Raw genomic sequence first — 19,021 nt, forward strand, 5'->3', positions numbered from 1 at the left:
CTGACGAGGAGACGCCCGCATGACCTGGCTGATCACCGGCGGCGCCGGCTACATCGGAGCGCACGTCGTCCACGCGATGACCGAGGCGGGCGAGCGTGCGGTGGTCTACGACGACCTGTCCACCGGCATCGTCGAGCGCGTCCCGCGGGACGTCCCGCTGGTGGAGGGCTCCACGCTGGACGGCGACCGGCTGGCGCGTGCCCTCGCCGAGCACGAGGTGACCGGTGTCGTCCACCTGGCGGCGAAGAAGCAGGTGGGCGAGTCGGTGGACCGGCCCCTGCACTACTACCGGGAGAACGTCGAGGGTCTGCGGGTCCTGCTGGAGGCGGTGACGGCGGCCGGGGTCGGTTCGTTCGTGTTCTCCTCCTCGGCGGCCGTGTACGGCATGCCGGATGTGGACCTGGTCACGGAGGAGACGCCGTGCGCGCCGATGTCGCCGTACGGCGAGACGAAGCTGGCCGGCGAGTGGCTGGTGCGCGCCACCGGACGGGCGACGGGGCTGTCCACGGCGTCCCTGCGGTACTTCAACGTGGCGGGGGCGGCGAGCCCGCGCCTTGCGGACGTCGGCGTCTTCAACCTGGTCCCGATGGTCTTCGAACGGCTGACCGAGAACGCGCCTCCGCGCATCTTCGGGGACGACTACCCCACGCCGGACGGCACCTGCATCCGTGACTACATCCACGTGGCCGACCTCGCGGAGGCCCATGTGGCCGCGGCTCGCGCCCTGCGCTCCTCCCCCGGCCTCGACCTCACGCTGAACATCGGCCGCGGGGAGGGGGTCTCGGTTCGCGAGATGATCGACACGATCAACGCCGTCACCGGCTACCACAGCCCCCCGACGGTCACCCCGCGCCGCCCCGGCGACCCCGCCCGTGTCGTCGCCTCCGCCGACCGCATCGCCACGGAACTGGGCTGGAAGGCCAAGCGCGACCTCCACGACATGATCACCTCGGCCTGGCAGGGCTGGCTCCACCACCACCCGGAAGCCGCCCGCACCTGACGTCACACGCGGACGCGGACCGCCACATGCCCACGCACAGGGCGACCACCGGGCGGGCCGCCGTCCGCGGTGTGAGCCGCTCGCGGTGGGCGGTTGCAGCCGGGCGGCCGGCTCGGTCCCGGGCCTCCACGGCGGTGTGAACGATCACCCCCAGTGGCGCCGGGCGCCGGGCTGCGGGGGACCTCGCGGTCAGAGCGCCTTGATCGCCTCGGCCGTGCCCCGGGCCAGGGCGTCCAGGTAGCCCTTGGGGAGTTTCGGTGTGCGGATGACGACCGCGCGCCAGTACAGCGGGCCCGAGATCAGGTCGAGGGCCAGGTCCCGGTCCAGACCGGGGCGGATCTCGCCGCGGCGCTCGGCCGCCGCCAGGATGCTGCTGGCCACGCTCTCCTGACCGTCGCGCAGGGCCTTCTGCATGGCCTCGGCGATGTCCGGGTTGCGGGCCGCCTCCGCCTGGAGGTCGGGGATGATCTGCGAGGCGATGGGGTGGCGCAGGGCCCGCGAGGTCACCTCGTACAGCAGTCGCAGGTCGCTCTCCAGGGAACCGGTGTCCGGCGCGGGCAGGCCCTGCACGGCGAGCGCCGAGACGATGTCCAGCACCAGGTGCAGCTTGGAACGCCACCGGCGGTAGACGGCCGTCTTGCCGACGCCCGCGCGCCGGGCGATCCCCTCGATGGACATCCGCGCGTAGCCGACGGACGCCAGTTCCTCGAAGACCGCCGCCCGGATCGCCTCCGTCACGTCCTCGCGGAGCACGGCCGCCCCGGCGGGGGCCCGGCGGCGGGGGCGCGTCTGGGGCTGCTCGGCGTTCGTCGTCATGGGGCCAAGCATAGGGCGTTACGACGAAACGGTTGCGTTGCGGCGTCACTTCGCCGTACGCTCGCGTTGCGACGATACGGTGCCGTTCCGACGTAAGAAAACGTGAAGAGAACGGTAAGGAAATGAACGGCGGCACGGAACCGGACGCCAGCACCACCACCCCCCGAGCGAAAGCAGCGGATGTGAGCCAGGTCCTCCACACACCGCCCCACACCACGGCCCCGGCCGAGGACGGTCTCGCGGCGGTCGCCGCCCGCCACGGTCTGTCGGTCAGCGGCGCCCGCCCGTCCCTGTCCGAGTACGTCCGCCAGCTGTGGGCGCGGCGCCACTTCATCAGGGCCTTCGCCACCGCCAAGCTCACCTCCCAGTACAGCGAGGCGAAGCTCGGCCAGATCTGGCAGGTCGCCACCCCGCTCCTGAACGCGACGGTGTACTACTTCATCTTCGGCGTCCTGATGGGCACCAGCCGCGGCGTGGACGACTTCATCCCGTTCCTGGTGACAGGCGTGTTCATCTGGACGTTCACCCAAAACTCGATCATGGCGGGCACCCGGGCGATCTCCGGCAACCTCGGCCTGGTGCGGGCCCTGCACTTCCCGCGGGCCGCGCTGCCGGTGTCGTTCGCGCTGCAGCAGCTCCAGCAACTGCTGTTCTCGATGGCTGCCCTGGTGGTGATCCTGCCCTGCCTCGGGGTGATGCCCGCAGTGTCGTGGGTGCTGGCCATCCCGGTGCTGGTGCTGCAGTTCGTGTTCAACGCCGGAGTCTCCATGATCATGGCCCGGTTGGGTGCGAAGACGCCGGACATCGCGCAGCTGATGCCGTTCCTCCTGCGTACCTGGATGTACGCCTCCGGCGTCATGTTCAGCATCGACAGGATGCTGAAGCAGCACCCCGGCATGCCGCACATCGTGAAGGTGCTGCTGCAGTCCAACCCGGCCGCCGTCTACATCGACCTGATGCGCTTCGCGCTGATCGACAGCTTCAAGGCGCACCAGCTCCCCCACCATGTATGGGCGTTCGCGCTGGGCTGGGCCCTGCTTGCCGGGGTCGGCGGCTTCATCTACTTCTGGAAGGCTGAGGAGACGTACGGACGTGGCTGAGCTGAAAACCGACAAGATCCCCACCGTCGTGGTCGACGGCGTCGACATCGTCTACCGGGTCAACGGCACCGGTTCCGGTCGCGGCTCGGCGACCGCCGCCCTCAACCGGATCCTGCGCCGCGAGAAGGCCGAGCAGGCGGCCGGCGTACGCCGGGTGCACGCGGTCAAGAAGGTCTCGTTCGTCGCCTACAAGGGCGAGGCCATCGGCCTCATCGGCACCAACGGCTCCGGCAAGTCCACGCTGCTCAAGGCAGTCGCCGGACTCCTGCCCGTGGAGAACGGCAAGATCTACACCGACGGCCAGCCCTCGCTGCTCGGCGTGAACGCGGCGCTGATGAACGACCTGACCGGCGAGCGCAACGTCCTCCTCGGCGGACTGGCCATGGGCATGTCCCGCGAGGAGGTCAAGGAGCGCTACCAGGGCATCGTCGACTTCTCCGGCATCAACGAGAAGGGCGACTTCATCACGCTCCCGATGCGCACGTACTCCTCCGGCATGGCCGCCCGGCTGCGCTTCTCCATCGCCGCCGCCAAGGACCACGACGTCCTGCTGATCGACGAGGCGCTGGCCACGGGTGACCGCTCCTTCCAGCGGCGCTCGGAGCAGCGGATCCGCGAACTGCGCGAGCAGGCCGGCACGGTGTTCCTGGTCAGCCACAGCAACTCCTCCATCCGCGACACCTGCGAACGCGTCCTGTGGCTGGAACGCGGCGAACTGCGCATGGACGGCCCCACCGAGGAGGTCCTCGAGGCCTACGAGGCCTTCACGGGCGGCCCCGACAAGAAGAAGACCAAGGGATAGCCCCACGCCACCGCGCGTCCGGCGGGCCGGTCAGGGCGTGACCGCGTACAGCACCTGGCCGCCCGGGCCGTGGGTCACCACGCGCAGTTCGGGGTCGTGGCGCGGTCTGCTTCCGTCCACGACCCAGCGCACGTCATAGGTGCGCAGGATGTCCCTGCGTTCGCCCTCCGGTGTGCGGAGCGTGTAGTAGCGCCGCACCGCCCACTCGCGCCGGGCCTCGTCCGGCAGGAAGAAGTCCGGGTAGCCGGGGGCGACCGTGTAGGGGCCGTAGGCCGGGATCAGCCGGGAGGGCAGGTCCCGGGCCATGACCACGTCCCCGTACTTCACGTACGGCATGATCCAGTAGTACCCGGTCCAGGTCGGGGTGTAGCCGGCCGCGAGCACGTCCGGCAGCGCCTCGCGCCCGACGGCGTACCCGAGCACGCCGGCCTGGGTCCACGCGCCCAGGGCCAGCGCGCCGCCCAGCGCCCATACCCAGCGGGTCCGCACGGCCCGCCGACCGCCCTGCACCACCTCCAGCGCGGCGGCGATCTGGGCCGGGACGAGGGCGGCGGGCAGCGTCCGGCCCCAGGCGTAGTGGCCCGTGGCGAACCCCAACGCGCACACCAGCGTGCCCAGCAGGAAGAAGACCATCAGCGGGTCCCGCCGGTCGCGCCGCCACCGCACGACCAGCGCGGCCACTCCGAGCAGGGCCAGCCAGTAGCGGCCGAGGAAGTGCGTGTAGAGCGCCCGGTGCACCTCCTCCAGATCGCTTCCGGCCGAGAACAGGGCGAAGAAGTCGTAGTACGGCCACAGCCACAGCACCAGCAGCCCCAGGGCCGCCCCGGCACCGAGCCGCGGCCACAGGGCACGCGGGGGCCGGGCCGCGAGCACCGCGGCGAGACCGCCGAGCGTGGCGACGAACCCGGTGAACTGATGGCACAGCAGGATCAGCGCCCACAGCGCCCCGAGCCCCAGCCACACCTCCCACCCGGCCGCCGCGCGCAGCGCCCGGGTGAGCCAGGCCCAGTAGTGGAAGGCGAGGCCGAGTGCCAGCACGCTGGGATACGACACCGTCAGCGCGAGGGAGTTGAGGGAGAGGAAGCCGCTCCAGTTGATGAGCTCCGTACCCCACAGCAGAACCAGGCTCAGAGCCGCGAGGGCGGGCGCGGCCCGGTGCGCGCTCAGCGTTCTGACGTACCGCCAGACGCCCGTCACCAGCAGCGTGAGCCCGGCGAGCGCGGCGAGCCGCAGCACGTCGAACACCGACAGGCCACCGGCCCGGGCGACAGAGCCGAGGAGCACCATCCACGGCGAGTAGTACGGGCTCGGGGTGTCGGCGTCGACGAGCGGATTGCCGGGGTGGAACAGACTGTGGCGCAGCCGCTGGATGGTCGCCGCGTGCATGCCCAGGTCACCGGCCCAGGGCAGCCGGACGATCACCACGAGCAGCAGGGCGACGAGGAGCGCGGCGGCCGCGCGGGACGCGTAGGACCCTCCCGGGGAGGTCGGCGGCCGGGGGACGGCCGTGCCCGCTGAGGGTGCCTCAGGCGGCGCGGTGCGCATCGTGCCGCCTGAGGAGCCAGGTGCGACTACCGAGGGTGTTCACGCGGCGACTTTATACGAATGATCCCGTTCAGCAGGAAAGGGTAAATTCGGCGTGCGGCGTTTCCTGGACGACGGCAAGAAGAAGGCGTGGACGGCATGAGGGCGCCCCGGACCGGAAAGGCCCGGGGCGCCCTCGGGTACGGGTCGGCCTCCCGCGCGTTACGAGTGCGTCCGCAGCAGCGTGCGCATCGTCCGCATCGCCACCGACAGGTTGGCCAGGTCGAACGCGTCCGAGCTGCGGATCTCCTCGAGCGTGGCACGCGCCCGGGACAGGATCGCCCCGTTCTTCTGCTCCCACACCTTGAAGCGCTGCTCCGGCGTGGCGGTGCCGTTGCCCGCGGCCAGCACGTCCGCGGTCAGCGCCGAGTGTGCCGCGTACAGATCCTCACGGATCGCCGCACGGGCCATGGACTGCCACCGGTCGGCGCGCGGCAGTTCGATGATGCGGTCCATCAACTGGGCGATGTGGAGGCGGTCGGCGAGGTCGTAGTACACCTCGGCGACGTCCATCGGGTCCTTGCCCATGCGGTCGGCCACCGAGACGATGTCGAGCGCCGGGAAGGCGGAGGAGAACCCGGCCACGCGCATGGCCAGCTCGTCCGGGACGCCGGCGCCGGACAGCTCGTCGTAGACCTGCTGGTACCACTCCAGGTCCGCGCCCTTGAGCAGCTTGGGCAGCTCCGCCCACACCTGCCCGACCCGCTCGGAGAAGAACTCGATGGTCTCGGCGAGCTCCAGCGGCTGCGGCCGGTTGTTCAGCAGCCAGCGCGTACCGCGCTCGACCAGTCGGCGCGAGTGCAGGCGGATCCGGGTCTGGACGTCGGCCTCGACCTTGTTGTCCAGCGCCTCGACCGCGTCCCACACCGGACCCGAGCGGAAGATCGTGCGGGCCACCGTCTGCGCCCTGACGATCTCCTCCAGCGACGCCCCGGTCTCCTCCCGCAGGCGGTGCAGATAGGTCGTACCGCCCGTGTTGACCGTGTCGTTGACCAGGACGGTCGTCGTGATCTCGCGGCGCAGCGGGTGGTTGTCGATCCGCTCGACGAACTGCTCGCGCAGCGCGGTCGGGAAGTAGGCGTGCAGCAGGCCGCGCAGGTACGGGTCGTCCGGCAGCGAGGTGTGCAGCAGCTCCTCGGCGACCGTGATCTTCGTGTACGCCAGCAGGACGGCCGTCTCCGGACCGGTCAGGCCGTGCCCGGCGGCCAGCCGCTCACGGATCTGACGGTCGGTGGGCAGGAACTCCAGCGCCCGGTCCAGGTGGCCCTCGCGCACCAGGTGCTTCATGAAGCGCTGCTGGGCGTGGAGCATGTCCTTGGACTGGGCGAGCGCGTTGGCGATCGCCGTGTTCTGCGCGTAGTTGGTGCGCAGCACCAGGGCGCCGACCTCGTCGGTCATCTCGGCGAGCAGCTTGTTGCGCTGCTTGACCGTCATGTCGCCTTCCGCGACCAGCCCGTTGAGCAGGACCTTGATGTTCACCTCGTGGTCGGAGGTGTCCACGCCGGCGCTGTTGTCGATGGCGTCGGTGTTGATCCGGGCGCCCTGCATCGCGCACTCGATCCGGCCGAGCTGGGTGAAGCCCAGGTTGCCGCCCTCGCCGACGACCTGGACTCGCAGGTCGCGGCCGTCGACGCGGATGGCGTCGTTGGCCTTGTCGCCGACGTCCGCGTGGGACTCGGTGGACGCCTTGACGTACGTGCCGATGCCGCCGTTCCACAGCAGGTCGACCGGGGCCTTGAGGATCACCCGCATCAGGTCGGCCGGGGTCAGCTTGGTGATGCCGGCCTCGATGCCGAGGGCCTCGCGGATGCGCGCGTTGACCGGGATCGACTTGGCCGTACGCGGGAAGATCCCGCCGCCGGCCGAGATCAGCTCGGTGTTGTAGTCCGCCCACGAGGAGCGCGGCAGCTCGAACAGGCGGCGGCGCTCGGCGTAGGAGACGGCCGCATCCGGCTCGGGGTCGATGAAGATGTGCCGGTGGTCGAAGGCGGCGACGAGCCGGATGTGCTCGCTCAGCAGCATGCCGTTGCCGAACACGTCACCGGACATGTCGCCGATGCCGACGACCGTGAAGTCCTGGGTCTGGGTGTCCACGCCCAGCTCCCGGAAGTGCCGCTTGACGGACTCCCAGGCGCCGCGGGCGGTGATGCCCATGCCCTTGTGGTCGTAGCCCGCCGAGCCGCCGGAGGCGAAGGCGTCGCCGAGCCAGAAGTCGTACGACTGGGCGACCTCGTTGGCGATGTCCGAGAACCGCGCCGTGCCCTTGTCGGCGGCGACCACCAGGTAGGTGTCCTCGCCGTCGTGCCGCACGACGTCCAGCGGGGGCACGACCTCGCCGGCGACCATGTTGTCGGTGATGTCGAGCAGCGCCGAGATGAAGGTCTTGTAGCTGGCGACGCCCTCCGCCATCCACGCGTCCCGGTCCACGCTCGGGTCGGGCAGCTGCTTGGCGACGAACCCGCCCTTGGCGCCGACCGGCACGATGACGGTGTTCTTCACCATCTGCGCCTTGACCAGACCGAGGATCTCGGTGCGGAAGTCCTCGCGCCGGTCGGACCAGCGCAGACCGCCTCGGGCGACCTTGCCGAAGCGCAGGTGCACGCCCTCCACGCGCGGCGAGTACACCCAGATCTCGTACGCCGGGCGCGGCGCCGGCAGGTCCGGGATGGCCTGCGGGTCGAACTTCATGGAGACGTACGCGTGCGGCCGGCCGCCCTCCCGCGCCTCCTGGAAGAAGTTGGTGCGCAGGGTCGCCTTGATCACGGTGAGGAAGGACCGCAGGATCCGGTCCTCGTCCAGGGAGGCCACCTGGTCCAGGGCCGCGTCGAGCTCTTCCAGCAGCGCGTCCACGAGCTCGTGCCCGGCGCGCTGGCGCTCCGGCGACATCCGTGCCTCGAACAGGGAGACCAGCAGCCGGGTGGTGTGGACGTTGTTGCGGAGGGTGTCCTCCATGTAGTCCTGGCTGAAGGTCGAGCCGGCCTGGCGCAGGTACTTGGCGTAGGCGCGCAGCACCATCGCCTGGCGCCAGGTCAGCCCGGCGCCCAGCACCAGGGCGTTGAACCCGTCGTTCTCCGCCTTGCCCGTCCAGGTGGCGGCGAAGGCGTCCTGGAAGCGCTCACGGGCGTCGTCGCCGAGGTGGTCGCCGGTGCCGCCGGACTCCTTCGGCATCCGCAGGCCGAAGTCGTAGACCCACGCCGTCGTACGGTCCGTGCAGCGCAGTTCGTACGGCCGCTCGTCGGTGACCTCGACGCCGAGCCGGCTGAGTACCGGCAGCACGGCGGACAGGGAGACCGAGCCGCCCTTCTGGTAGATCTTGAACCGGCGCTCCTCGGGGGCGGCGCCCACCGGCTCGTACAGGCTCAGCGCGAAGGTCTTGTCCTCGTTCAGCTGCTCGAGGTTGCACAGGTCGGCGACCGCCGCGCGCGGGGTGTGGTCGGCCTTGTAGCCCTCGGGGAAGGCGCCCGAGTAACGGCGCAGCAGCTCCGCGGCGCGCTCCTCGCCGAGTTCGGCCGTCAGCGCCTCGGAGAAGGCGTCCGTCCAGGAGCGGGCGGCCTCGACCAGGCGGGCCTCGATGCGTTCCTTGTCGCTGTCGGACAGCTGCGGCAGCTCGGTGCCCTGCGGCACACGGACGACGAAGTGCAGCCGGGAGAGCACCGACTCGGTGTTCCAGGCGGTGAAGTCGACGCTGGTGCCGCCCAGCTCCTCCTTCAGGATGTCGATGATCCGCAGGCGTACACCGGTGGTGTAGCGGTCGCGCGGGAGGTACACGAGGGCCGAGTAGTAGCGGCCGTACTCGTCCTGGCGCAGGTACAGGCGCAGTCGGCGGCGCTCCTGGAGGTACAGCACGGAGGTGGCGATGGCCTGGAGCTCACCGACCGGGGTCTGGAAGAGCTCGTCGCGCGGGTACGTCTCCAGGATCTGGAGCAGGTCGCGCCCGTCGTGGCTGTTGGGCGAGAAGCCGGCGCGCTCGAGGACCTCCTCGACCTTGCGGCGGATGACCGGGACCCGGCGCACGGACTCGGTGTAGGCGGCGGACGAGAACAGGCCGAGGAAGCGGCGCTCCCCGACGACCTCGCCCTTGTCGTTGAACTTCTTGACGCCCACGTAGTCCAGGTAGGAGGGCCGGTGGACGGTGGCCCGGCTGTTGGCCTTGGTCAGCACCAGCAGCTTGTGCTCGCGCGCCTTGGCGCGGGCGTCGGCGGGCAGCCGCTCGAAGGACGGGCTGACCGGGTGGCTGTCGTCGCCGGCGTGCGGCGGGTCCGCGCGCAGTATGCCCAGCCCGGTGCCGGGCACGGCGGCCAGGGAGTCGTCGTTGCGCAGCCGGTACTCGCGGTAGCCGAGGAAGGTGAAGTGGTCGTCGGACAGCCAGCGCAGCAGCTCGCGGGCCTCCTCGACCTCCTGCGCGCGCAGGTCGCCGGGCGCCGGCTCACCGGGCAGTTCCTCGGCGAGGCTGGTCGCCGCCTGGCGCATCTTCTCCCAGTCCTCGACGGCCTCGCGGACGTCGGACAGCACACGCAGCAGGTCGGCGGTGATCTGCTTCAGGTCGGCGCGGTCGGTCTCACGGTCGGTCTCGACGTGGATCCAGGACTCGGTGTGCGCGTCGTGCGGCAACTCCTCGCCGGGCGCCGCGGCGGGCAGCACCTCGATGAGCTTGCCGGTGACGTCACGGCGCACCACGAACTGCGGGTGGATCACCACGTGGATGCCGCGGCCCTGGCGGGTCAGCTCGTTCGTCACGGAGTCCACGAGGAAGGGCATGTCGTCGGTGACGACCTCGACGACGGAGTGGCTGCACGTCCAGCCGTTCTCCTCGACGGTCGGGGTGTGGACCCGGACGTTGGCCGTGCCCTGGGGGCGGTTCTCGGCCAGGCGGTAGTGGGAGTAGGCGGTGCCGAAGACGTCGACCGGGTCACGGCCTGCGAGGTCCTCGGGGGCGGTGTGCAGGTAGAAACGCTGGAGGAACGCGAGCACGGACTCCCGGTCCGGCGTGCCCTCGCCCGTCGACCCGGTCGGGATATGTCCCCCGAGCGGACTGTTCTCAGCTACCCGGGCGGCCCTCTCGAGCAGCTCGGCCTTGGCTTCGTCCAGCTTGGTCTGCATTGTCCTCTGGCTCCTGTCGCGCGCCGTTGCGTGACGTAGAAGGAAGTACGGTCTCTTCCCCTCCGGCGTGACGCCGCGGCCCGGGATGTCCGGTGTGCTTCGACGCTATGCCGGAAAGTGAGATGAGCGGGGGGATATCAGCCTTGTTCGACGCGTCTGACGGGTGTGACGCTGCTCTCGGCCGCGCCTCTGCCTGTGGACGACGCGGCGTCCTGGGGGCCGTCGAGGCCCCTTCCCGCCCGCGAGGACCAGCGACCGCCGCCCGGACACGGATGTGGTCCGTGCTCACCGGGCGCACAGCGGAGGCGACGGCGCCCCCGCGAACTATCGCGCTGATCACGCCACAAGGCTATCGCTCCTCACGGGGGGCCCGTCATGAGCCGTATGTGTACAAAACCGGGGGTGGAAGTTTGACGTTCTGCACAGAGGTGGGGACGGCGAAGGCAGCGTATGGCTCCGCCGGACCCCGACGTTCCGCGTTTCCCGCTGCACGCTTCCCACTCCACGTTCGTCACCCCCGTTCCTCTCTCCCCCGCGCCTTCCCACGTCTCCCCGTGCTTGTCCCGCGCGTCTCGCCGCGTGCCGCTCACTCGGCCAGCCGCTGCGCCTCCACGACCGCCTCCCGCAGGGTGTCCACCACCGGCACGCCCACCTCCTCCAGGCTGGCCCGGCTGTGCGAACCGCCGGTGTAGAGCACCGCCCGCGCCCCGACGTGCCGCGCGGCCACCGCGTCGTCCGCCGCGTCGCCGATCACCACCGTGCGCGCGGGGTTCACCATCTCGGACAGCGCGCCCAGGTGCCGCACCATGTGCTCGGCCTTACTGCCGCCGGAGCGGCCCGTCCGCCCGTCCACCCGGAGGAAGTGCGTCTCGATCCCGAAGCCCCGGACCAGCGGGACGAGGTCCTCGTGCCCGTACATGCTGAGGATCGACTGGCTGTGCCCGGCCGACGTCCATCCGGTGAGCAGCTCCACGGCCCCCTCGGTCAGGGTGCATCTGGTGCGCTGCTCGGAGTAGTACCGGTGGAAGACGCCGTCCATCGTGTCCCACTCGGCCTCGGTGGGCAGCCGGCCGAGCAGCCGCTCGTAGAACTTCGGGACCGGCACGCAGTACAGCGCGCGGTACTGCTCCAGCGTGATCGGCTCCAGGCCCAGCTCGGCGAACGCCGCGTTCGTCGCGCCGATGACCGCGTCGTTGTCGTGGAACAGCGTGCCGTTCCAGTCCCAGACGATGTGCGCCCCTGACTGATTCCCCATACCGGAAAACGTACCCGCCGCCACCGACAATCAGGAGAACGGCAGGTCGCGACCTGTGGTGCGGTCGCGGTCCGGGGGCTTCAGCGGCCGAGCCCGACGAGGTTCGGGATCTCCTGTGTGGCGTACCAGAGCAGCTCGTGGTCCTCGGCTCCGTCCACCACGAACTGGGCGTCGTCGTCCCCCGCGTCCGCCGCTCCCAGGGCCTCGGCCGCGGCGGTCACGTCCGCCTCCGCGTCACCGGAGTCGACGTGCACGGCGGCCGCCTTGGCCAGCCGCACCCGACCGGCCACCCGCACCTCGCCGAGTGCGGAAGGGTCGAGCCCGCGGTCGGGGTCGGCCGTCGCCGCGCCGTCGGGTACGTCCACGGCGACCACCACACGGCGCCGCGGTGCGCCCGGGTCCAGCGCCAGCAGCCGCAGCGAGGCGAGCGCGGCCCGGTTCAGCGCGGCGTACTCCAGCTCCTCGATGTCGTCGGAGAGGTACCACTCACGCAGGGCGGGCGTCACGGCGTACGCGGTGAGCGCCCCTGTCCCCAGCTCCCCCGCCTTGTGCGCCTCGGCGAGGCCCGAGAGGGTCAGGGGGACGTAGACACGCATGGCAGGCCGCTTTCGTGGTCGGAGGGCTCGCCGCCCGGACGGCCTTCAGGATACGTGCGGGAGCCTCCTTTCGAGTCCCCGGCCACACCACCCGACCCGTCCACCGCGCGCCCCTCGCCTCACCCGGTCCACCCCAGTCCCCACACGGTTTGCGGCCCTCTCAATCACTCGTATCGGTGAACTCGTCCACGGTCCGACGCGCGCCGCGCCTTCCTTGCCGCGGCGCCCTCGGCCCCGTACAAGAGGCCCAGCAGGAAGTTACTGCCCGGTACAAACCGGTGCCCTGGGCGCCGGCGCCGGACAACGACACCGAACGGGGACTCATGAACAAGGTCATGACCAGGACCCAGCGCCGCCCGGGCACCCACCCGCCGAGCCGCCGCGACCTCCGCCGCCCCGGCGGCTACCCACCCCGCACCCCAGGCGGCACCCTCCCCCGCACAGCCGACGACAACCCCCCACCCCGCAACAACTCCACACCCCCAACGGCCCCCCGCGACACCCGCCCTCCCGCCACTCCCCTCCGCCCGCGTCCGGCGCGGGCCGGCACGCGGGACGCGAGAGGGCAGGCTCCAGAACCCGGAGGGGCACGAGAGCCGGTAGGGCACGTTCCGGGACCGAACAGCAACGCCGCCACGGCGAGCCCGGCCCCCGCGTCGGGCAGGTCCCGCAAGACAGGCGCGACGGGCACGAGCGCAGCGCCCCGCACCACGGGCACACAGCGAACAACGGCAGCAACCGCCAGAACGGCCGCAGGCCACCCGCTGAGCAAAGCCGCCAGGCCAGCACCGGCCCGCTCGACGGGCACAGCCCGCAGATCGGGCACGGGCCACCCAGGCGCCAACCCGGCACGCACGGCCAACGCGGCAGCGGACACGACGGACACAGCCCGCAGGACGGACACGGGCCACCTAGGCACCAACCCGGCACGCACGGCCAACACGGCAACCGGCACGGCAAGCGCTACCGCCAGGACAGCCCCAGGCCCGACGGCGAGCGCAGGCGCCAGGACAGCCCCAGCCCGCTCGACGGACGCAGCCTGCAGGACGGGCGCGGCACACCAGGGCGCCGAACCGGCGCACTCGTCCAACGCAGCGGCCGGCACGACGAGCACGGCCACCAGAACGACCCCAGGCCGCCCGGCGGGCTCAGCCCGCACGGGCACAGGCCACCCAGGCGCCAACCCGGCGCCCACGGCCAACGTCGCAGCCCTCACGGCGGCCGCAGCCACACCCCGTCGGGCGGATACCCACAGGTCCGCGCCGGGCGGCTACGCGGGCACAGCCCGCGCCGCAGGCGTGGTGGGCGCGGCGGGGATCGAGGCCGGTGCTCAGGACGCCGTGCGGGCGGTTTCGCTGCCCATGGCCACCGATCTGTTCGCCGATCGGCTGCTCGCCGTTCTCAGCGGGCAGCGGCCCGTGCACTGGATGCTCCGGCACACCGCGGGCCGGGCCTACGACGAGCTCGCCTGGCTCGCGGAGCGCGGCGCGCTGCGCACCCGCGGCGCCCGCCCCGTCGTGCGCGACATCGGCTACTACGAGCCCCGCCCGGGCGCCGTGGAGGCCTTCGCCCGTATCGGCGCGGGCGACCAGCTGCGCGCGATGGCGTTCCGCCTGGAGCAGGGTCGGGACCGGCGCTGGCGCTGCACGGCGGTGGAACTGGGTGGTCCCCGTATGCCCCGCACGAAGGACGATCTGCCCTGACGGCAGACCGCAGCAAAAGCCGAAGGGCCGGGCACCCGAGGGTGCCCGGCCCTTCCCTGTCCGCTGCCGGCTCTCTCAGAGAGCGCCGGTCACTTCTTGCGGCGGCGCCCGGTCTTGGCCTGCTTGCGCCGCTCCGCGCGCGTGAGGCCGTCGGCCTCCGAACGCACGGGCTCACCGTCCGTGGCGAACTCGCCCTCGACGATGCCGCCCTCGCCGTCCACGGTCGGCGCCGAGAAGTGCAGGTCACGCCGCTGCGGCGCGTCCAGCCCCTTGGCCCGGATCTCCGGACGCGCTCCGGCCTGCGCCGGAACCGCGTCGTGCTTCTCCAGGTCGGCCACCGGCTTCGTGTCCTCGACCGGCACCTCCTCGACCTGCTGCTCGACCTGGACCTCCAGGTTGAACAGGTAGCCGACGGACTCCTCCTTGATGCCCTCCATCATCGCGGTGAACATGTCGAAGCCCTCACGCTGGTACTCGACCAGCGGGTCCTTCTGCGCCATCGCGCGCAGGCCGATGCCCTCCTGGAGGTAGTCCATCTCGTAGAGGTGCTCACGCCACTTGCGGTCCAGCACCGACAGCACCACCCGGCGCTCCAGCTCACGCATGATCTCGGAGCCGAGCTGCGTCTCGCGGGCCTCGTACTGCTCGCGGATGTCGTCCTCGATGGACTCGCTGATGAACTCCGCCGTCAGACCCGCGCGGTCCCCGGCCGCTTCCTCCAGCTCCTCGACGGTGATCTTCACCGGGTAGAGCTGCTTGAAGGCGCCCCACAGCCGGTCGAGGTCCCAGTCCTCCGGGAAGCCCTCGGCGGTCTCCGCCCCCACGTACGCGTCGATGGTGTCGTCCATGAAGTGCCGCACCTGCTCCTGAAGGTCCTCGCCCTCCAGGACGCGGCGCCGCTCGCCGTAGATGACCTCGCGCTGCCGGTTGAGCACCTCGTCGTACTTCAGAACGTTCTTACGCGTTTCGAAGTTCTGCTGCTCGACCTGCGACTGGGCGGACGCGATCGCGCGCGTGACCATCTTGTTCTCGATCGGCACGTCGTCCGGGACGTTCGCCATCGACATCACGCGCTCGACCATCTGCGCCTTGAACAGACGCATCAGGTCGTCGCCCAGGGAGAGGTAGAAGCGGGACTCGCCCGGGTCGCCCTGACGGCCGCTACGACCGCGCAGCTGGTTGTCGATACGACGCGACTCGTGCCGCTCGGTGCCGAGCACGTACAGGCCGCCGAGCCTCTCGACCTCGTCCTTCTCGGCCTTGACCGCCTCCTCGGCGCGCTGCAGCGCGTCCGGCAGGGCCGCGGCCCACTCCTCGATGTGCTCCTCGGGGTCGAGGCCACGCTGGCGCAGCTCCGCCTCGGCGAGGTCCTCGGGGTTGCCGCCGAGCTTGATGTCCGTACCACGACCGGCCATGTTCGTCGCCACGGTCACCGCACCCTTGCGGCCGGCCTGGGCGACGATCGACGCCTCGCGCTCGTGGTGCTTGGCGTTGAGCACCTCGTGCTGGACGCCGCGCTTGCTGAGCTGCTGCGAGAGGTACTCCGACTTCTCCACCGAGGTGGTGCCGACCAGGATCGGCTGGCCCTTCTCGTGCTTCTCGGAGATGTCGTCGACGACCGCCTCGAACTTGGCGACCTCGGTGCGGTAGATCAGGTCCGCCTGGTCCTTGCGGACCATCGGCCTGTTGGTCGGGATCGGGACCACGCCGAGCTTGTAGATCTGGTGGAACTCGGCGGCCTCGGTCATGGCCGTACCGGTCATGCCGGAGAGCTTGGAGTAGAGGCGGAAGAAGTTCTGCAGGGTGATCGTGGCGAGCGTCTGGTTCTCGTCCTTGATGTCCACCCCTTCCTTCGCCTCGATCGCCTGGTGCATGCCCTCGTTGTAGCGGCGGCCGGCGAGGATACGGCCGGTGTGCTCGTCGACGATCATGACTTCGCCGTCGATGACGACGTAGTCCTTGTCGCGCTTGAAGAGCTCCTTGGCCTTGATGGCGTTGTTCAGGTAGCCCACGAGCGGGGTGTTCACCGACTCGTAGAGGTTGTCGATGCCCAGCCAGTCCTCGACCTTGGAGACACCGGCCTCGTGAATGGCGACCGTGCGCTTCTTCTCGTCGACGTCGTAGTCGCCGGTCTCCTCGATGCCCTTGAGCGGGTTGCCCGCCTCGCCCTTCTTCAGGCGGGTGACCAGCTTGGAGAAGTCGCCGTACCACTTGGTGGCCTGGTCGGCCGGGCCGGAGATGATCAGCGGCGTACGGGCCTCGTCGACGAGGATGGAGTCGACCTCGTCGACGATGGCGAAGTTGTGGCCGCGCTGGACGAGCTCGTCCTGGGCCCACGCCATGTTGTCGCGGAGGTAGTCGAAGCCGAACTCGTTGTTCGTGCCGTAGGTGATGTCGCAGCCGTACTGCTCGCGGCGCTGGGCCGGCGTCATGTTCGCGAGGATGCAGCCGACGGACAGACCCAGGAACCTGTGGACGCGGCCCATCATCTCCGAGTCGCGCTCGGCCAGGTAGTCGTTGACCGTGATGATGTGCACGCCGTCGCCCGAGATCGCGTTCAGATAGGCGGGCAGGGTGCCGACCAGGGTCTTGCCCTCGCCGGTCTTCATCTCGGCGACATAACCCAGGTGCAGGGCGGCGCCGCCCATGAGCTGGACGTCGTAGTGCCGCTGGCCGAGGACACGCTTGGCCGCCTCGCGCACCGTGGCGAACGCCTCGGGGAGCAGGTCGTCCAGGCTCTCGCCGTCCGCGTACCGCTGCTTGTACTCATCGGTGAGGGCACGCAGATCGGCGTCGGAGAGGGCGACGAAGTCCTCTTCGATGGAGTTGACCTGGCCCGCGATGCGGTGCAGCTTGCGCAGGATCTTGCCTTCGCCTGCACGCATGATCTTCGAGAGGACGGACACGGGGGTTGGTCTCCTTGCCGGTCGGGCCTGGGACGGTCGGTTTCCATTGACGTACTGAGCAACGGCCATCGTATGCGAGGACACAGCCAAGCCGGGAGGGCCTGCCGCAAGGCCACCCGTCCGCAGCTTCACGGAGGCCTCAACGTGAACAACGTCCGCGGGTCGCGGATGGTGCCGTGTTCCGGCAACGTTTTGCGCGAATTGTGATCACTTCCCCACATACCGAGAAATACGATCAAGCCCGCACACACCGGGAAAAGGGATGGCGCCCCTCGCGGCCCCCGAGCAGAATCGGGCGATGGAACCCGTCACGCTCACCACCGACCGTCTGCTCCTGCGCCCGCTCGGCCCCCAGGACTCCGACGCGGTGTACGCGGCCGTGCAGGACCCCGACATCCAGCGCTGGCTCTCCCAGCTTCCTTCGCCCTACCTGCCCGAGCACGCGCAAAGCTTCACCGCGGAGATGGTCCCCCTGGGCTGGGCCAACGGTTCGATGTTCACCTTCGGCCTCTTCCTCCCCGGCTCCGGCGGAGACCTCGTGGGCACGCTCGGCATAACGATGCGTTCGCTGGGCGAGGCCGAGATCGGCTACTGGGCCACGAAGGAGCACCGCGGCAACGGCTATGTGACCGAGGCCTCCCTCACCGTCGCCCGCTGGGCCTTCACCCACCTCGCTGTCGACCGCCTGGAGTGGCGCGCCGAGGTCGGGAACCACGCCTCCCGCGCGGTCGCCGAACGGGTCGGCTTCACCGTGGAGGGCACCCTGCGCTCCGGGCTCAACAACAAGGGGGTACGACGGGACTGCTGGGTGGGTTCCCTGCTGCCGTCGGACCTGAGCCTGCCCTCGGCGGCGCCCTACCTGCCCGCTCCCGCATAGGGGCCGTCGGCGAAAGCGCAGCTCAGCACGCGTTGTCGGTGCCGCCCCTTATCGTGCGATGCCATGACCTCGCTCCCGCGACCCACCACCGACCTCTCGGCGGACGAAGCCCGCCGCATCGCCCTGCGTGCCCAGGGTTTCCTCGGCGCACCCGACGGGCGGTCCGGTGTGCGCGGTGTCCTCCGGCACCTCGGCGCGGTCCAGCTCGACACCATCTCGGTGCTCGCCCGCTCCCACGAGCTCGTGCCCTACGCCCGCCTCGGCGCGGTCGGCCGCAGCACCGTCGAGCGGGCCTACTGGACGGCCGCGTCGGCCGGCACACCATCGGCGCGCCCGCACGCCTTCGAGTACTGGTCGCACGCCGCCTGCATCCTGCCCATCGAGGAGTGGCCCCACTTCGCCTTCCGCCGCCGCGCCTACCGCAACCGCCCGCACTGGAACCACGAGCTGCCCGACGGGACGTACGACCAGGTCGTCAAGCAGTTGCACGCCGAGGGCCCCCTGACGGCGACGGAGCTGGGCGGGGCCAAGAAGACCAGCGAGTGGTGGGACTGGTCGGGCACCAAGGTCGCCGTCGAGCGCGCCCTGATGTACGGCGAGGTGGTCTGCGTGGAGCGCCGGGGCTGGAAGCGGGTGTACGACCTCGCCGAGCGCGCCGTCCCCGAGGAACTGCTGCACGACGACATGGACGACACCGAGTGCCTGCGCCGGCTGGTCCGCCTGGCCGGCCAGTCCTTGGGCGTCGGCACCCGTGCGGACATCGCGGACTACCACCGCCTCAAGAGCGAGCAGGTCGACGCGGTGATCGGGGACTCCGGGCTGGTGCCGGTCACGGTCGAGGGCTGGGGCAAGCCGGCCTGGGCGGACCCGGAGGCGCTGGCCACACCCCCGCGCGGCCGCCACCGCACCACGCTGCTGTCCCCGTTCGACTCGCTGGTCTGGGAGCGGGCGCGCACCGAGCGGATCTTCGGCTTCACCCACCGCCTGGAGGCCTACGTCCCCAAGCCCAAGCGGGTCCACGGCTACTTCGCGATGCCCGTGCTCGCCGGCGGCCGCCTCGTCGGCCGCGTGGACCCCGCCCGGGAGGGCCGCACCCTCGTGGCCAAGCAGGTCACCCTGGACGGCGTCCGGTCCGTGCCCGCCGTGGCCCAGGCGCTCGTCGAGGCGGCGAGCTGGGTGGACTGCACGGACGTACGCGTGGAACGGGTGGAGGCGCCCGAACTGCGCGAGCCCCTCGTGCTGGAACTCTCCCGCGCCGTGGGCTGACCTTCCGGGCAGCCCA

At 70.8% G+C, this 19,021-nt stretch carries 12 protein-coding genes; 6 read left to right on the forward strand and 6 right to left on the reverse strand.

The features are described 5' to 3' along the window. Positions 1–19: 19 nt before the first annotated feature. Positions 20–1,000 (forward strand): UDP-glucose 4-epimerase GalE, encoded by a 981-nt coding sequence (gene galE / locus ACIQFZ_RS06315; protein ID WP_376653424.1) that lies wholly within the window; start codon positions 20–22, stop codon positions 998–1,000. A 189-nt stretch (positions 1,001–1,189) separates the two neighbouring features. Here galE and ACIQFZ_RS06320 read toward each other — a convergent pair whose 3' ends face one another. Next, positions 1,190–1,828: a TetR/AcrR family transcriptional regulator gene (locus ACIQFZ_RS06320; RefSeq protein ID WP_361414957.1), complete on the reverse strand. Its 639-nt coding sequence runs from the start codon at positions 1,826–1,828 to the stop codon at positions 1,190–1,192. A gap of 170 nt (positions 1,829–1,998) precedes the next feature. Between ACIQFZ_RS06320 and ACIQFZ_RS06325 the strand changes: the two genes are divergently transcribed. Together ACIQFZ_RS06325 and ACIQFZ_RS06330 are read left to right on the forward strand one after the other, a co-directional pair. Further along, complete coding sequence (locus ACIQFZ_RS06325; protein WP_365426609.1) at positions 1,999–2,916, forward strand: ABC transporter permease; 918 nt, start codon at positions 1,999–2,001, stop codon at positions 2,914–2,916. Continuing rightward, positions 2,909–3,718 carry an ABC transporter ATP-binding protein gene (locus tag ACIQFZ_RS06330; protein ID WP_383057860.1) on the forward strand — a complete coding sequence of 270 codons (810 nt, stop codon included), beginning with the start codon at positions 2,909–2,911 and terminating at the stop codon, positions 3,716–3,718. The genes ACIQFZ_RS06325 and ACIQFZ_RS06330 overlap by 8 nt, the downstream gene beginning before the upstream one ends. Positions 3,719–3,748: 30 nt before the next feature. Here the strand turns inward: ACIQFZ_RS06330 and ACIQFZ_RS06335 are convergent, their stop codons facing one another. From ACIQFZ_RS06335 to ACIQFZ_RS06350, 4 genes are all read right to left on the reverse strand, one after another. Beyond that, positions 3,749–5,263, reverse strand: coding sequence for a hypothetical protein (locus ACIQFZ_RS06335; protein WP_383057859.1), 1,515 nt, complete (start codon positions 5,261–5,263; stop codon positions 3,749–3,751). Positions 5,264–5,464: 201 nt separating this feature from the next. Beyond that, the gene (locus ACIQFZ_RS06340; protein ID WP_402690739.1) at positions 5,465–10,402 is read right to left on the reverse strand and encodes an NAD-glutamate dehydrogenase; all 4,938 of its coding nucleotides are present in this window, start codon (positions 10,400–10,402) and stop codon (positions 5,465–5,467) included. A gap of 586 nt (positions 10,403–10,988) precedes the next feature. Further along, entirely contained in the window at positions 10,989–11,657 is a 669-nt protein-coding gene (locus ACIQFZ_RS06345; RefSeq protein WP_365426603.1) for an HAD hydrolase-like protein, read from the reverse strand. A gap of 80 nt (positions 11,658–11,737) precedes the next feature. Continuing rightward, on the reverse strand, positions 11,738–12,253 hold the full coding sequence (locus ACIQFZ_RS06350) for a DUF6912 family protein (protein ID WP_402690740.1): 516 nt from the start codon (positions 12,251–12,253) through the stop codon (positions 11,738–11,740). 1,361 nt (positions 12,254–13,614) lie between these two features. On the opposite strand from ACIQFZ_RS06350, the gene ACIQFZ_RS06355 reads away from it, so the two are divergent. Next, positions 13,615–13,956, forward strand: coding sequence for an Rv3235 family protein (locus ACIQFZ_RS06355; RefSeq protein WP_376653421.1), 342 nt, complete (start codon positions 13,615–13,617; stop codon positions 13,954–13,956). 89 nt (positions 13,957–14,045) lie between these two features. Here ACIQFZ_RS06355 and secA read toward each other — a convergent pair whose 3' ends face one another. After that, on the reverse strand, positions 14,046–16,862 hold the full coding sequence (gene secA, locus ACIQFZ_RS06360) for a preprotein translocase subunit SecA (RefSeq protein WP_365434780.1): 2,817 nt from the start codon (positions 16,860–16,862) through the stop codon (positions 14,046–14,048). Positions 16,863–17,160: 298 nt separating this feature from the next. Between secA and ACIQFZ_RS06365 the strand changes: the two genes are divergently transcribed. Further along, positions 17,161–17,739 carry a GNAT family N-acetyltransferase gene (locus ACIQFZ_RS06365; RefSeq protein WP_365434783.1) on the forward strand — a complete coding sequence of 193 codons (579 nt, stop codon included), beginning with the start codon at positions 17,161–17,163 and terminating at the stop codon, positions 17,737–17,739. Positions 17,740–17,802: 63 nt separating this feature from the next. Beyond that, complete coding sequence (locus ACIQFZ_RS06370) at positions 17,803–19,005, forward strand: DNA glycosylase AlkZ-like family protein (RefSeq protein ID WP_365434786.1); 1,203 nt, start codon at positions 17,803–17,805, stop codon at positions 19,003–19,005. Positions 19,006–19,021: the final 16 nt, after the last annotated feature.

This window comes from Streptomyces sp. NPDC093064 (genome assembly GCF_044754605.1).
Classification (GTDB): domain Bacteria; phylum Actinomycetota; class Actinomycetes; order Streptomycetales; family Streptomycetaceae; genus Streptomyces.